Source organism: Pedobacter yulinensis (assembly GCF_003029735.1).
Lineage (GTDB): Bacteria > Bacteroidota > Bacteroidia > Sphingobacteriales > Sphingobacteriaceae > Pedobacter > Pedobacter yulinensis.
Genome location: NZ_KZ686269.1, coordinates 752491 through 768054 on the forward strand (window position 1 = coordinate 752491; position 15564 = coordinate 768054).

At 53.5% G+C, this 15564-nt stretch carries 8 protein-coding genes; 1 reads left to right on the forward strand and 7 read right to left on the reverse strand.

The window, feature by feature from the left end:
- Window positions 1-3: 3 nt before the first annotated feature.
- A complete protein-coding gene (gene dinB / locus C7T94_RS10605; protein ID WP_107215319.1) occupies window positions 4-1167 on the reverse strand; it encodes a DNA polymerase IV in 1164 nt (387 codons plus the stop codon).
- Window positions 1168-1446: 279 nt separating this feature from the next.
- Between dinB and C7T94_RS10610 the strand changes: the two genes are divergently transcribed.
- Window positions 1447-2745 (forward strand): OmpA family protein, encoded by a 1299-nt coding sequence (locus C7T94_RS10610; protein WP_107215320.1) that lies wholly within the window; start codon window positions 1447-1449, stop codon window positions 2743-2745.
- A 284-nt stretch (window positions 2746-3029) separates the two neighbouring features.
- Here C7T94_RS10610 and C7T94_RS10615 read toward each other — a convergent pair whose 3' ends face one another.
- From C7T94_RS10615 to C7T94_RS10640, 6 genes are all read right to left on the reverse strand, one after another.
- The gene (locus C7T94_RS10615; protein WP_107216061.1) at window positions 3030-4814 is read right to left on the reverse strand and encodes a RagB/SusD family nutrient uptake outer membrane protein; all 1785 of its coding nucleotides are present in this window, start codon (window positions 4812-4814) and stop codon (window positions 3030-3032) included.
- Window positions 4815-4873: 59 nt separating this feature from the next.
- The gene (locus tag C7T94_RS10620; RefSeq protein WP_239494988.1) at window positions 4874-8017 is read right to left on the reverse strand and encodes a SusC/RagA family TonB-linked outer membrane protein; all 3144 of its coding nucleotides are present in this window, start codon (window positions 8015-8017) and stop codon (window positions 4874-4876) included.
- Between the two features lie 144 nt (window positions 8018-8161).
- On the reverse strand, window positions 8162-10747 hold the full coding sequence (locus tag C7T94_RS10625) for a GH116 family glycosyl hydrolase (RefSeq protein WP_107215321.1): 2586 nt from the start codon (window positions 10745-10747) through the stop codon (window positions 8162-8164).
- Between the two features lie 12 nt (window positions 10748-10759).
- Entirely contained in the window at window positions 10760-12439 is a 1680-nt protein-coding gene (locus tag C7T94_RS10630) for a ribulokinase (RefSeq protein WP_107215322.1), read from the reverse strand.
- A gap of 9 nt (window positions 12440-12448) precedes the next feature.
- The gene (fucP, locus tag C7T94_RS10635) at window positions 12449-13783 is read right to left on the reverse strand and encodes an L-fucose:H+ symporter permease (RefSeq protein WP_107215323.1); all 1335 of its coding nucleotides are present in this window, start codon (window positions 13781-13783) and stop codon (window positions 12449-12451) included.
- Between the two features lie 4 nt (window positions 13784-13787).
- Window positions 13788-15551 carry an L-fucose isomerase gene (locus C7T94_RS10640; RefSeq protein WP_107215324.1) on the reverse strand — a complete coding sequence of 588 codons (1764 nt, stop codon included), beginning with the start codon at window positions 15549-15551 and terminating at the stop codon, window positions 13788-13790.
- Window positions 15552-15564: the final 13 nt, after the last annotated feature.

Consider the following 15564-nt stretch of genomic DNA (forward strand, 5'->3'; position numbering starts at 1 on the left):
GACTTATTTACGGCCCGGCATATCAAGCGCGGTGGCCAGGACAAGGCTGTTCATGCCGTAGCGCGCCCGGACACGGTCCATGGCCTGGTAGAGGCTGTACCGCTCCTCGGCCGTATGGTACAGATCAATCTGCTCATGTCCGCTAACCAGGTGGGAAAGTTTCACGCCCACCAGTCGCAGCAGCATACGTTTTTTATATACTTTATCGAACAGGTCCCGCGCTTTGCCAATGAGCAGTGAGTCTAGTGAGGTATAAGGGATCATGGCTTGTTGCGTAACCGTTTCAAAATTGCTGTACCGGATCGTGACGGTAATACACGCAGTTAATTTGCGTTGCTGGCGCAGCTCAAACGTTAACTCGGTCACCATGCGGGCCAGGAGCGCTTTCAGCTTCGGTATATCCATTGTATCTGACTCAAAGGTCTGCTGCGTGCCGATAGACTTGCGTTCCTGGTATGGCACGATCGGCGAAAGATCGATGCCGTTGGCTTTCTGCGATAAACTCAGGCCGTTTTTACCCAGAATCTTGAACATCAGCTCCTGCGGAATTTCTTTCAGTGTGCGCACATACCTGACGCCCATTTCGCTCAGCTTGCGAAAAGTCGACTCGCCCAGCCCGGGAATTTTGCTGATCATCAGCGGATCGAGAAAAGTTTGCACGTGCGGGAAAGGTACCTGCAGCTGTCCGTTCGGTTTACTTTCATTGGTCGCTACCTTTGATACCATTTTATTGACAGAAAGCCCGAAAGAGACCGGCAGCCCTGTTTCTTTCAGAATGGTTTCTTTAAGGCCGGACGCAAATTTCATGGCCCCGAAGAAACGGTCCATTCCGGTCATGTCAATGTAATGCTCGTCGATGCTTGCTTTTTCCAGCACGGGCACACGCTCTTTCAGGACCCCGGTTACCACCTGCGACTCCTTGCTGTACTCTTCCATGCTGCCTTTTACAAAAATGGCCTGCGGACAAAGCTGCCTGGCCAGCCGCGACGGCATGGCTGAGTGAATACCGTATTTCCGGGCTTCATAACTGCAGGATGCCACTACCCCCCTGTCAGAACTCCCGCCAATGATAACGGGCTTGCCCGCGAGCGCCGGGTTTTTCCTAACCTCGACCGAGACGAAAAACGAGTCCAGGTCCATATGTATTACCTGCTTGTCTTTTTGCATAACGACCTATTTGTTTTCAAATATACTAAAAATATTAGCAAATTGTTTTTGATCTGAAAACATCTTTACTAGAGTTCAAGGGTGCTGATTCGTCCGTTTGTCCAGAAAAGTGGACGTGTTTTGAGGCCGGAATGATCAGGCTGGTCTGCAGGAAAAGGCAGATAAACCGCTGAAAGTAACGGGTTTGTTTCATTTCCGCACAATGTTGGCAAGGTCTTTTCAATACGGGTCCCAACAGTTCAGGCCTTGGGGGTCGGGACGAACACAAGATCTAGAAATATGAAAACAATTACTAAATCAGCCGTAATTCTTTCGCTTTGCGCACTGGCAACGCAGTCTTACGCACAGGAAACGACGACTTCAGAAAATACACCCCGCGAATTTCGCACCTGGTCTGTCGGGCTAAACGGAGGGGTACTGACACCTTACACCATTTTCAGGGGAAAAACCAACGACTTTAACACACCGACCGAAAACTGGGGTTACGGCGGTTTTGTGAAAAAACAATTTACGCCAAGCTTCGGACTCCAGGCCGATTTCCTGGCCGGTAACGTTGAAGGGCTTCGTGCCGCTGGTCTACCTGCAGGTCCTGCCTATGAAGATTCGCGGTTTAAAACCCACATCGAATGGTCGGCAGCGCTGAAGGCTAATGTTACCCTGGCTAACTTCAGCATCCTGAACGACCGCAGTCTTTTTTCTCCTTATGTTGCTGCCGGTGCCGGTTACATGTCATCTGCCGCTACCACCCGTAACCTGGGTGTTGCTGATCAGGGATACCAGGAAAACTGGTTTATTCCGGCTGCGCTCGGCTTCAAGATCGCTGTATCGAGGGGTGTAAATATCGACCTTGGTTACCAGGTTAACTTTGTGAAAAGTGACAATTTTGACGGTTACAACTATGGCAGCGGAAATGATAACTTCTCATACGGGTATGCGGGTGTGGAAGTTGCCCTGGGCCGTCGCGACAAGCCGCAACTGGCTAACCACAGCCCGATTCCCGGCCTGAGCCGCGAAAGTGAAAACCTGCGCCGGTCGCTGAGTGCACACGAAGCACAAAGCCGCCGCGACATGGAAAAATATGAGCAGGACATGGGCGATGAGGATGGAGACGGCGTAGCCAACAAATTTGACAAATGCCCTGGTACACCTGCCAACACGGTTGTAGATGGTTCAGGATGCCCACTGAAAACACCAAGACCGGTTGTTCGTGAAAAAGTGATCGTAACTGAGGCCGACCGCAAGGTGGTTGACGAGGCGATCAGAAACCTGGAGTTTGACCTGGGTAAAGCAACCATCCGTTCAAGCTCTTATCCAACGCTGAACCGTGTTGCGGCCCTGCTCGTTGAAAAGAACTTCAGCCTGAAACTGGCTGGTCATACAGACAATACCGGTTCAATGGCACTGAACCTGCGCCTTTCTAAAGAGCGTGCAGAATCAGTAAAAGCTTACCTGGTAAGCCAGGGTGCAAACGCATCACGGATTGAAGCAACCGGTTACGGACCAAACCAGCCAATTGCCAGCAACAAGACTGCCGAAGGCCGTCAGAAAAACCGCAGGGTAGAATTTACATTGTTCTAACCTGGCTAAAACCGCACAAAGCCCGCCGGAGAGATCTGGCGGGCTTTTTTTTGCGCCGGCGTCAAGGCTGAACGGAGTGAAAACCATGTAAGTCCTGCATGGTTGAGGGAAGCCAAGAACCAGAAATAGCGAACACGACGCATCACGTGCGTGCTGCAGAAGCAGTAGACAGGGACTTCGTACAGCGGGACCTTCCTCGCTACGCCGCGTTAGAACAAAAAACCAGCGCCTGGGTGTCTCCCCGCTGCGCTGGTCAAACCGGCTATGAGCTGCCTTATGGAAATTTACCAGCCTACGTTTTGTACGAGGTTTTGGTTTTTATTGATTTCTGCCTGCTGAATGGGCCAGAGGTAATGCTTCGGCGCCAAAAACACCCGCTTTTCGATCACCACACGTTTGTAGTAGTTTTCATCGGTCAGGCTGGTGCCGGCCCCGATGTTCATGCCGTGTATTTCCCGGTTATCCACCTGCGCGGCAATTTTCCAGCGGTGTGTATCAAAGTACCGGTGCGCTTCAAAAGCCAGTTCGATCTGTCTTTCATGCCTGATGCGTTCGCGCATGGCATCTTTGGTAAGTCCGGCGGGAAGACCCGGCAGACCGGAACGGTCACGGATCGCGTTCATGTATTTATACACGTCTGCCACCGGACCATCAGCCTCGTTCAGCGCTTCGGCATAATTCAGGTACAACTCGCCCAGGCGGAAATAAATGAAGGTGTTCAGCGAAAAGATGTTACCCGGGATGTTTGAAGTCGGGTTCACGTATTTCTTCTGCAGGTATCCTGAAACGCAATAGTCGGAACCCGTTCGCTGCCGGCCGTCCAGTCCGGTAAACCAGAACTGAATACCCCTGCCCTTCCAGATCGCACCGTTGTAATTGATGCTGGCGTAAAAACGCGGCTCCCGGTTTACATACATGTTTCTTATGCCGGCCGGGTGGTAGTTCTTTGAACTCGCGCTTGCTGCAAAGCCGGTTTCCTGGTAACCCGAAGCTGGGTTTACGACGGGGCTGCCGTCTGGATTGTAACCCGTAATGGGCTGTTGGCCGTTGGCCATTTCATAAGCATCGACCAGTTCCTGTGTAGGGCAAAAGATTGAGAAACCTCCATACCCTACAGGGTTGGCACAGCGTTCGAAATGCGAATTAACAGCAAGGTTGCGCGCAAACAGAACCTCTTTGTTGTTGCGGGCCAGGAAAAGCTGCTGGTAATTGTTCACCGGATCGTTGTCGGGGGCACGAAACAACCCGTAGCCGTTGGCTTCGCTCTGATCAATAGCCGCTTTGGCCGCATTGGCGGCGTTTCGCCAGCGTTCGCCATTGAATTGCGGAAACAGCGCTTCCCCATCTTTGTTTTTCAAACCGGTGTAATCAGGATTTCCGTTCCACAACGGGCTGGCCATGTACAGCAGCGCTTGAGCCTTAAGGGCCAGGCAGGCCACGCGGGTGGCACGACCAAGCTTATCAGCGGTTACCTGGTAGTCCAGCATAGGTGCTGCCCGGTCACACTCGGTCGTTATAAAGGCGATAACCTGGTCTATGGGTGCCCGTTTAATTTTTGTAAAGTCTTCTTCCAGTGTGTAGGTATGGTCAGCTATGGGAATTGGTCCGTGAATGCGGGCCATGATAAAATGATAGTATGCACGTAGAAAGATCGCTTCGCCCTTCCAGTTCATTTTTTCCTTTTCATCCATCGGCACTTTGTCGATGTTGTCAATGAAGAGATTTGTCTTGCGAACGCCCTCATACATGTAACCCCAGATGTCTGGCCAGTAATAGTCTGCACTCCATGAACCCGAATTCAGCAAGTGCGAGTACGCACCCAGGAAGGTGATCTCCATTTCGTCAGATGCACCGGTAAAGGGGTTCCGCGTGGCATCATCGGCCGCATTGGCCATGGTGGGCAGATTGCTGTAAGCCGAAGATAAAAATGCCTCGGCATAACGCCGCTCGCTGAACACCTTGTCAATGTTCAGGTCCTCATCCGGTGCTTTTTTCAGGTAATCCTTTTTGCAGGACAGGCCGCACGAAAGTAGGATCAGGCACAAGAAGCCATAGATTAGTTGTTTCATAATGTCTTTTCTGACAGGTTGATAACTGTGGTAAATATTCCTTTTCATCAGCTGGGGGGTCAAAATGTAAGCTGGAGTCCGCCGTTGATGCTCCGCTGCAACGGATAGCCGCCTGTACCGTAATTGGATTCAGGATCGATCACCTTGATGTGGTCCCAGGTAATCAGGTTCATGCCATTTACAAATGCGCGCACGCTTTCGAGCCCAAACCTGCGCAGGCCGCTAATTTTAAAGCCATAGGCCACCTCGGCACTTTTCAGGCGCAGGTAGGCACCGTTTCTCAGGTAAAGCGAATTGGTGCGGTTGTTATTCGGGTTTTCCATTGGCGATGCCCTCGGATACCTTGCCTCAGGATTTGAGGGTGTCCAGCGGTTGTCGTAATACTCCCGCAGGATGTTGTAGGTTCCCTCACCCATTTGGAACGGATACATGGAAGGCCCGTCTACGAAGGTGCTTACGTTTGCAGCGCCGGTAAAGAACAGGCCCAGTTCGAAACCTTTGTAACCGATGGTACCGCCTGCGCCATAAACGATTTCAGGCGTGCGCGCATAACCGATCGGTACGCGGTCAAAATCATCGATTACGTTGTCGCCGTTGGTATCCTGGTATTTGATGTCGCCCGGCCTGACGTTCGTCATATATTTTTGCTGCGGACTTGCATCAATCTCGGCCTGATCTTTAAAGAAGCCAAGCGCCACCAGGCCGAGGGGCTGGTCTATCCGCTGGCCTATAAAAGACTGGTAATCGTATTTAGGAATGGGATCATCGTTTTTAACCAGGATGCTGCGGGCATAGGTAAAGGTTCCGCGAACGTTGTAGAAGAACGAACTGGCAAAGTTCTGCTTAAACTCAAGCATGCCGTCTAGGCCATGATTTTTTGCCTCGCCAAGGTTGGCATAGGGGATGGCCCATGGGTAGAAGCCGGTTACCCGCGGAATGACTCCCCGTTGAATCAGGATCCCGTTGCGTTTTTCCTTGAACGCATCTACCTGCAGCGTAATCGCACCGTTAAAGAGCTCGAGGTCCAGTCCCAGGTTCGCTTTATTCGAAACCTCCCAGGTTACGTCTGCGTTCCCGATCTGGTCTTCGTCATACCCCTGAAAATATGCCTGGTTGTCGCCAAAGAAAGTAGACTGCCCCCCTTTGTTGATCGTTGTCAGGAAAAGGAAGCGCCGGCCGCCGATCGCGTCGTTGCCAACCTGCCCGTAAGAAGCCCGAATTTTCAGGTTGTTGATGACCTTCGGATTCCAGAATTTTTCATTGCTGACCACCCAGCCAACCGATCCGGACGGAAAGAAGCCGTACTGTTTACCGTCAGGGAAATTCTCAGACCCGTTGTAACCCATGTTAAACTCGGCCAGGTACCGTTTGTCATAGGCATAGGTTGCCCTGGCTGCAATTCCCTGTCGGCGGTATGGTAAATTGTTAATCGATGAGGATGCGGTTAAGTCAATGTATTCCCGTCGGTTATATAGCAGCAGACCGGTCAGGGTGTGTTTGCCGAATGCGCGGTTGTAATTGGCCGACGCCTCCTGGTAAATAGCCCGGCTGGCGCCGTTATTGAGACCATAACCTATGGCCTGCTCCTCGCGGATGTTCGGACTGGCATAAATGTCCTTGCCCGCCGCATCTTTTCCGAGGTATTGCCTGATGGCGTAAGCCTTAAACCGGTCTGTAGAAGCTGCGTAACTATGGTCATAAGCAAAACGGCCGTTCAGCGACAATCCCTGGGTAAGCAGCTTTCCGAGGTCCCACCTGGCGCCAAAAGTGCCTTGTATGGTGTTGCGGTCCTGCCTGGTATAACCGGAGCGGGTAACAAAGCCATAAGGATTGTTCTGCAGGTAAGAAGTTGTTTTGCCGGCAATACTGCCGTCAGGGTTTGTAACAGGGAAATTGATCGGCGAAGTGACTTTCAGCGCGTCGAAAATAGCGGGTGCAGATCTGCCCGGATAATTGCCCTGCTGGATGATCCCGCCAACGCCGAGATCAATGGCCAGGGTTTTAGAGAGATTGATGTCGACGTTCGAGCGGTAATTATAACGTTGCAGTTGTGCATTGTTGTTGTAAATGTTGCTCGGGTCTTGCCGGTAAATCCCGTTCTGAATCGTGTAGCCTACGTTGGTGTAGTACTTGACGATCTCGTTGCCGCCGCTCACACCCAGGTTGTTCAGGCTTTGCCAGGTATTTTTCTTCAGGACGGTGTTGGTCCAGTCTACATTCGGATACAGGTATGGGTCAGAGCCATCATAAAACTTCCGGATCTCTTCAGGTGTGTAACGTGCCGGCAGGGCCACGTTTGCCCGCGCCTCATTGATCAGGCTGGCATACTCGCCGCCGTTGATGTACTCAGGCATGCGCATCGCCGTCAGCGCGGCAGTCTCAGTTCTGAAAATGACCTTCGGCTTGCCGAGCGCACCGCGTTTGGTTGTGATCAGGATAACCCCGTTGGCACCCTGTACACCGTAAACTGCGGTTGCCGATGCATCTTTGAGCATCGTCAGGCTTTCGACTTCCTGGACGTTGACGGTATTGATGTCGCGCTGAACACCATCGACCAGGATCAGCGGGCTGCGGTTTGCCCAGGTGCCAAATCCGCGTATAAAGACCTGACCGCCATCGAAGCCCGGCTCCCCGGATGCCTGCCTGGTTACAATACCAGGCATGCTCCCGGCAAGCGCATTGGATAATGACGGGGTAGCGATGCGCTGAATGTTCTTGATCGGTGCTTCTGATACGGCCCCCGTTACCGAAACCTTTTTCTGTTTTCCGAACCCAACAACGACCACTTCGTTCAGTTTCTGATTTTCCTCATCGGGCTCCAGGCGGATGGTTACCGTTCGCAAAGTGCCTGCCAGCTGTTCTTTTGTTTTATAGCCCACGTACGAAATGACCAGGATTTCACTTTCCTGCTCGATTTCGATAATGAAGTTACCGCTCACATCGGTAACCATGTTTCTGGTTGAATTTTTGACCCTCACGCTGGCCCCTGCAAGGGCATCGCCGTTTTCATCGACTACTTTCCCTTTGAGCACCCAACTGGCAACATTGCGGAAGCTGCGAGCCGAAAAGGCTGCAGGGCGGTGGTTGTTCAGGCTGGCGTGGCTGGTGAGGGGAATCATGCATCCCGAGAGGATCACGGCAGCATAGGGACGCAAGGACCTGGCACATAAAAGCTTCAGGCTTTTGCGTACATTTTTTTTCATAAATTTGTTTGGTTAAGGTTGAAAGCCCGGGCAGAAACCGGTTTTCTCAGGACGTGGTAACTGCCGCAACGTTAATCTGCATTTCCGGGCCTTGCCCGGAAATGTTCTGTATTGGGGGTCTTCGTTTAATGCATAGGCTTGGTTTTAGGTAAGACGTGCCGTCTGGCCGCCGACCATTACTTTTTTTACGGGAATGGTTCCGTGAACAACTTTCAGGCTCGGTTTACCGTTTTCCAGGCTTACTGTTCCAAACCCGGTACTTGTAGCTAAAAAGCTGGTAAAGTTCCCGACTTTCGAATCGATATGTAACGTTTTGTCTACCGCGTCGTATCGTGCGCCCGTCAATGCCTCCAGCATGGCGTAACTGGAAAGCGCCCGCGCGTACCAGTGCCCGCATTCGTACTCGTTGTACGGGTTTCTGACCCGGCCGTCGTAGCGGTCCCGGCAGGCCCTGACGATATCGAGTCCTTTTTCCACTTCGCCCAGCAACATCAGGTGCGAAGCTACTTGGTATTCAATACCTGTCCACACTTCATTGCTGTACACAAACGGCAGCGACAGCATGCCGCCTTTGGGCCAGGAACACAAGAGCAGACCGCCGTCTTCGCCAATGGCAAAGGTTGGGCGCTGCGGATTGGCATGCTCGCGGAGGTCGGGCTTGTAATTGTGTTTGTGCACGGCCACCAGGTGGCTTTTGATTTTCTCGCTGTCAAACGGATCTTTCAGGCCGCAAACACGCGACATCCAGGCGCCCATAACCCCGTCAGAGAGGCATCCGGTACCGTATTGGTATTTTGGTCCCTCCTGCTGCAGCACTTCGAGCGCTTCTGGCGTGTATTGGGTGTGGAACGACTGTGCCTTGGTTGGGTCGGGTGCTTCCAGCCCTTTCCACTGGATCTTCTGAATGAAATATTCGCCGTCGTACAGGTCAGTCTCCATGTAACTGCGGCCCTTTGCAAGCAGCGTCTCATATTTCTTTACATCTGCCCGCAATGCTTTTCCCATGGCGACCAGCGCCTGGGCGGCACCCAGGTAAAAGCTGGTTGCGAAACCGGTTGGTCCCCAGAACTCAATGTCGTAGGTATTGTGGTGCGGTTCTTCCACGAATCCTTTCCCTTTCGGGTCCCAGGTTTTGCTGCAGTAGTCGAAACTCTGTTTTACCTTCGGATACATGGTTTTGAGCCAGGCCGTATCACCGCTGATGCGCCATTCGCGGTGTACCTTCATGATGCCCCCAAGCTGCCCGTCGGCTGCGGCATGGAAGTCATGCTTAACCGGGGTAATCGGCAGGTTCGAGCGGAACATCTGGTGGCCTTCGGCATTCTGGCTTTCGTTGAACTCGGTTTCCCGCAGGCTGCGTTCCAGCCTGGGGAACAGGTGGGATACTGCCTGTGCATAGTTCCAGACGTGTGTGCATGAGCCATGGCAGCTGCCCCAGGTATCGCCGCAGCCTTCCCAGCACCAGAACCTGCCGTCATATTGCCGCATCACGGTTGGCGATTTGAGTATGGTCAGGTTCGCCGCCACAGCTTCGGTTACTTCGTCGGGCAGCGTTGTATCGTAAAACGTATCGGTAAACAGCCGTGTCTTTTTGTACAGGCTGGTGTAGTTTTTCTTCCAGAAATCAGCCGCTTCCTGAACGGTCTTAAACTGGCTGCTGTACCATGGCCGGTAGTATTGCAGGGCAGGATCTTTGTCTACCCTGGCCTGATCGTCAGGATTGACAACCCCCATGCGCAGTTTCGTGCTGGGTACATACCAGGCCATCATGACGCGTATGGTTTTCTGCTGACCGGGTTTCAGTGTGAACGGAACGAACAGTGATGCACCCGGGGCATCTTTTTCGACCGGCGGAACGGCTTTGGGTTCGGCCTCGCTGATCGTGTTCCAGATCATGGTCAGACCGTCGAACCAGCCACCCCTGAACCAGCAATGATTCACCACCGCCTGTTCGGCATCGGTAAAAATGGCAAACTCCCCTTTTTTATGCGGATCGTTTTTGGTGCCTTCGGCAGCCAGGACAAAGCCATTGTTGATCCCGGAAATATAATTTCGCGTGTCGGGCTGCCACATAAAGTTCCGGCTGTTGTACGAGAACAGGTATTCTTCTGTTTTGCTGCCTGTGTTGGTAAAGGTATATTCGAGGGCGCCAACCGGAAGGCTGGCACTGTCTTCATCGTTGGGAACAAATGGGCTCCAGCCTTTAATGCTGGCTTTAACCGGGATGCTGCCGTCTTCGAGCGCAATCTCGCCGAAAGGGAACCGGGCCTGGAAACTGGCCCGTTCAAAACGGGGAAGGCCCCATGTTGCACCACCCGTGCCGCCAAGACCGGAGTCGCGGGCGCCGAATTTTTTCCATTCAGGCACCATGCCCTCGACAACCCTTGCGCCGTCTTTGTGCCCTTTGACCGAAATCGCCGCAAACATGGCGGGTTCGTTAAACATTTCGGGATTATGGCGTACGGAGACATGGGAGATGGAACCGGTTCCCTCGAGGGCCAGCATGCCGGCCCCGATGCCGCCGATCGGAAAAGCGATTCTGTTGTTGAACTCGCCTGAGTATGCGGAGTTGTAAGCGCGGCCGCTTTTACTTTTGCGCTGCAGCACCGACTTGCCGGCGGCGACTTCTGCTGCATTGGCGCTGCCGTTAAAAAGCAGCGAAGGGGCTGCAGCAACGCCGATTCCGCCAATGGCTACATTCCTTAAAAAGGATCTGCGGTTGTTCTTCATTTGTTTAAGGTTTTATGGTTCAAGTGTTTGTGTTTCAGCAAAGGCGCAAAGCGCTTCATATTTTTTAAACCGCTGGTCGTATAAAGCCTGTCGCTGCGGATCGGGTTTGTATTCAAGATCGAAGCCCTTGCCCATCGCAGCCATGGCCTCTTCTACCTGTGGATAAATGCCCGCGGCCGTAGCGGCGAACATGGCGGCACCCAATGCGCAGGTCTGCTCGGAATGGTGAATGCGGATCGGCATGCCCATCACATCGGCAAGCATCTGCATGACGAAAGGCGATTTTTTTGCAATGCCGCCCACGCCGATCAAACCTTTTACGGGTATGCCTTCGGCTACAAAGCGGTCGCTGATCTTGCGCGCCCCGAAACAGGTCGACTCGACCAGCGCCCGGAATATACGCGGCGCGTCGCTGGCCAGGCTCAGGCCGCTAACTGCGGCTTTGAGCAATTGGTTGGCGTCTGGCGTGCGGCGACCGTTCAGCCAGTCTATGGCCACCTCGCTCTGTTCGTCGGGCACGATCTGGCCGGCCTGACGGCTTAGTTCTGACAATACCTGGTCAGAGAGTGTCTGCATCAGCATTCTGGCCTGGCCCGCATCGAGTGATTCGGCCTTGGCCAGCAGGTGCTGCAGCGGCCAGGTGAGCAGGTTCTTGAACCAGGCATAGGCATCGCCAAAGGCAGACTGACCCGCCTCCATGCCAATCATTCCGGGTATGATGGAACCCTGCACCTGTCCGCAGATACCGCGAACCAGCGTTCCGCCGACTTCATTGCCGGGCGCAACGAGCATATCGCAGGTCGAGGTGCCGATCACCTTACTCAGGTGATAGGGTTCGATCTCCCCGCCTACCGCACCCATGTGTGCATCAATGGCGCCGATACCCACCACTACGCGGGCAGAAAGCCCGAGCCGCTGCGCCCATTCTTCAGACAGCGTGCCCGCCGCCTGGTCTGAGGTGTACAGGGTTTTTTGCATGCCGGCGGCATAACCCTTCAACAGGGGATCAAGGGAAGAAAAGAAAGAATCTGGGGGAAAACCGCCGTGCTCAGCCGCCCAGAGACCTTTATGCCCAGCGGCACAAACGCCCCGGCGCAGGTGGTCCGCACTGCGGCCGCCGGTGAGCAGGAACGGCACCCAATCGCAATGCTCTACCCAGGTGTAACAGGCATTGCGTACCTGGGGGTCTTCCCTGAGCACATGCAACAGTTTCGACCAGAACCATTCTGAAGAATAGATTCCGCCAGAATAGGCTGTAAAATCTGGACGAAGCGTTCTGGCGTGCTGGTTAATTTCAAGTGCCTCAGCAACAGCCGTATGGTCTTTCCAGAGCACGAACATGGCGTTCGGGTTGTTCTCGAAAGCGGGCAGCAGCGCCAGCGGCGTGCCCGACTCGTCGACCGCTACAGGAGTCGAGCCGGTGGTATCGACCGAGATGGCCATGATGTTGCTCTGAACGGTGGGTCCGGCCTGCAGCAAACATTTTTTTATGGTCTGTTCCAGGCCTTCGATGTAATCGCGGGGATGCTGCCTGAACTGGTTTTGCGCGGGGTCGCAATAAAGACCGTCAGCCCAGCGCGGATATACGTAAACAGCACTGGATAGTTCGGTACCCGAGTGCGCATCCACAATGATGGAGCGCACCGAGTCGGTACCGAAATCTACACCTATACAAAAATCGTTGGAAATCATTTTTTCAAGTTAATGGTGATGAACCGCCATGTCTCTGGCGTCGATCTTTTTGCCGATACCCCAGATGGCATACCAGGCAATAAAGGCAAAACAGACCATCGGGATCACAAAGGCGATAGACATGCCGAAACTGTCGCCGATGGCGCCCATAACCGGCGGGCAGAATGCTCCTCCGGCAACGGCCATGACCAGGAACGAGGCGCCTTTTTTGGTAAGTGGCCCCAGGTCGAATACGCCGAGCGCAAAGATGGTCGGGAACATAACCGACATAAAGAAATAGGTAAGAAATAGCGCAACTACCGAAGCCCAGCCCCACTCCATCAGGACCACACCCACAAGGATGGTATTTGCAACCGCGTAAAAGCCAAGCAGGCGCTGCGGCAAGATGAATTTCATAAGGTATGAGCCTGTGAGGCGGCCGATCCAGAATAAACCCATGCCGCCAATGGCAAGAATCAGCGATGCGGCCTGTTCTGCGTTTCTTGGCATGAAAACATCACCAAACCAGCCCAGGTGCTCCATGATGCCCGCAACAGGCGTGCGCACGTCTGGTATGGTCTCGGTCACATAATTAATAAAAAATGAGTTGACACCGGTCTGGGCAGCGACGTAAAGAAACTGGGCAATAACGGCCAAAACGAAGGCCGGGTGCCTGAGCAGGTTGCGCATGGGCGGATCTTCGGCCGTTTCGCTGTCGCTGTCTTCTTTGACCTCAGGCAACCTGATGATCATAAAAAGAATGGCTACCGCGACGACGATCACCCCGATCATCATGTAAGGCTTGAGCAGGGAGTCAAACTTGTTGCTTTCTCCCGAGCTTTCTGCACCAAAAATAAACAAGCCGCCCATAAGCGGACCAAGAATCCAGCCCAGGCCATTGAAAGACTGCGAAATGTTGATCCGCCTGGCAGCGTATTCTTTTGGCCCCAGGATGGTCGAGTAAGGGTTTGCTGCCGTTTCCAGGAAAGCGAGCCCGCAGGCCAGCACAAACAAGGCAAGCAGGAACGGCAGGAACGAAGCCAGTTTGGCCGCGGGATAAAACAGGAAGGCCCCGACTGCAAATATGATCAGTCCGAGAATGATGCCGCGCTGGTAACCAAAGCGTTTCATGAACAGGCCGGCCGGAATGGCCATAGCCAGGTAACCGATATAAAGCGAAAACTGGATGAAGCCTGACTGTGCTTTCGATACATGAAGAATGTCCTGGAAATGTTTGTCAAGTACATCGAGCAGGCCGTGGGCGAAACCCCAGAGCAGGAAAAGACTACAGATAAAAATGAAGGGAACCAGGTAACTGGTGCCGTTTTCGGTGCGGAAGAGGGATTTCGGTTTGTTTTTTCTCATGGTTTTATTTGTAAAGTGATCCGTAAACCTGGCATGCACGGTAGTCTGACCCCTCGGGGTCCATTCCAAACGATGCCCAGGCCGACGGACGGAAGACGTCGGCCTCCCCAATATTGTGCATATTTACCGGGATTCGCAACATCGCAGCCATGCTGATCAGGTCGGGCCCGATGTGCCCGTAACTGATGGCACCATGGTTGGATCCCCAGTTGGCCATGACTGAATACACATCGCGAAAGGCACCCGAGCCGGTTAAGCGCGGTACAAACCAGGTCGTGGGCCAGGTGAAATCGGTGCGCTTGTCGAGCGTATCGTGCACCTCATCTGGCAGGTCGACAGCCCAGCCCTCTGCAATCTGCAGCACCGGCCCGATGCCCCGTACCAGGTTGAGCCGGCACATGGTAACGGGCATCTCACCTTTGGTCAGGAATTTTGATGAATACCCCCCGCCCCTGAAGTAATCCCGGTTGGCCGGGTACCAGGTTGTGGCGTCAAGACAGGCCGCGGCTTCCTCTTCAGAAATAGCCCAGAAAGGTTTCATGGCGGGTTTGCCATCCAGCTGCTGTCTGCCCGATCCGTCAAGTGTTGCCGAGCCGGAATTGATCAGGTGTATAAAGCCATCTTTGGCACGGCCCGTAGGCTCCCAGCCGGCCACACGTTTTACGGCTTCCGGGCTCCAGAACGTGCGCACATCGGCAAAAATCTGCGCCGTGTTGGTGAGCAGGTAGTTAAACAGCATGGAGACGCCGTTCAACGCATCGTTTTCTGTGGCTACCATGTAAGGCGCGCGAAGGCCGTTCCAGTCAAATGAAGAGTTAAGGATGGCTTCAGAAAAGTCCCCGTTGGGCAGAAAATCGGTCCACTGCCGCTGTCCCTGGAAACCCGACACGATGGCATTGTGGCCATGGGCTTCTTCGCTAAAGCCAATTTCATGCAGCTTGTCATTGCCGGTCATCAGGTCGCGGATGATCAGGGTCATCTTAACCACGAACTCCCAGTCTTTGTCTTTTTCTTCGCGGGACTTTATTTTTTCTTCCCGGTTCAGGTCTGCACCTTCCCGGCAATTGTTGCGCGTCCACTCGATGGCGCGTTCAAATTCCTCGCGGTCATAAATTTCCTGCTCAATGCGCCTGAGCACCTCAGAAGAGTCGACATATTCATTGCGCATGCCCAGGTATTGCTGAAAAAAGTCAGGATCGACGATAGAACCGACAATGCCCATAGAGACCGACCCGATAGCGAGGTAAGATTTGCCGCGCATCATGGCAACGGCGAGGCCCGCTTTTGCAAAACGAAGCAGGCGGTCGCTTACATCTGCCGGGATCACGGCATCGCCGAGGTCCTGGACATCGCTGCCGTAAATCCCGAAGGCGGGCAATCCTTTCTGGTTGTGCGCCGCCAATGTTGCGGCAAGGTAAACTGCACCGGGCCGCTCGGTGCCGTTAAAGCCCCAGATGGCTTTGGGTGTAAGCGGGTTCATGTCCATGGTTTCTGAACCGTAACACCAGCAGGGCGTAACCGACAGCGACACGCCTACCTGGTTTGCCTCAAACTTATCGGCGCATGCGGCGGCTTCCTTTACACCGCCAATGCAGGTGTCTGCAATAATGCACTGCACCGGTGAGCCGTCAGGGTATTTAAGCTGGCTGCTGTACAGTTCGGCTACGCTGCGCGCCATATTCATTGTCGTTTCTTCGAGCGATTCACGGATGCCGCCTAAACGGCCGTCAATAATCGGCCGGATGCCGATCTTAGGATAATTATTCATATAAGGGTGTTTT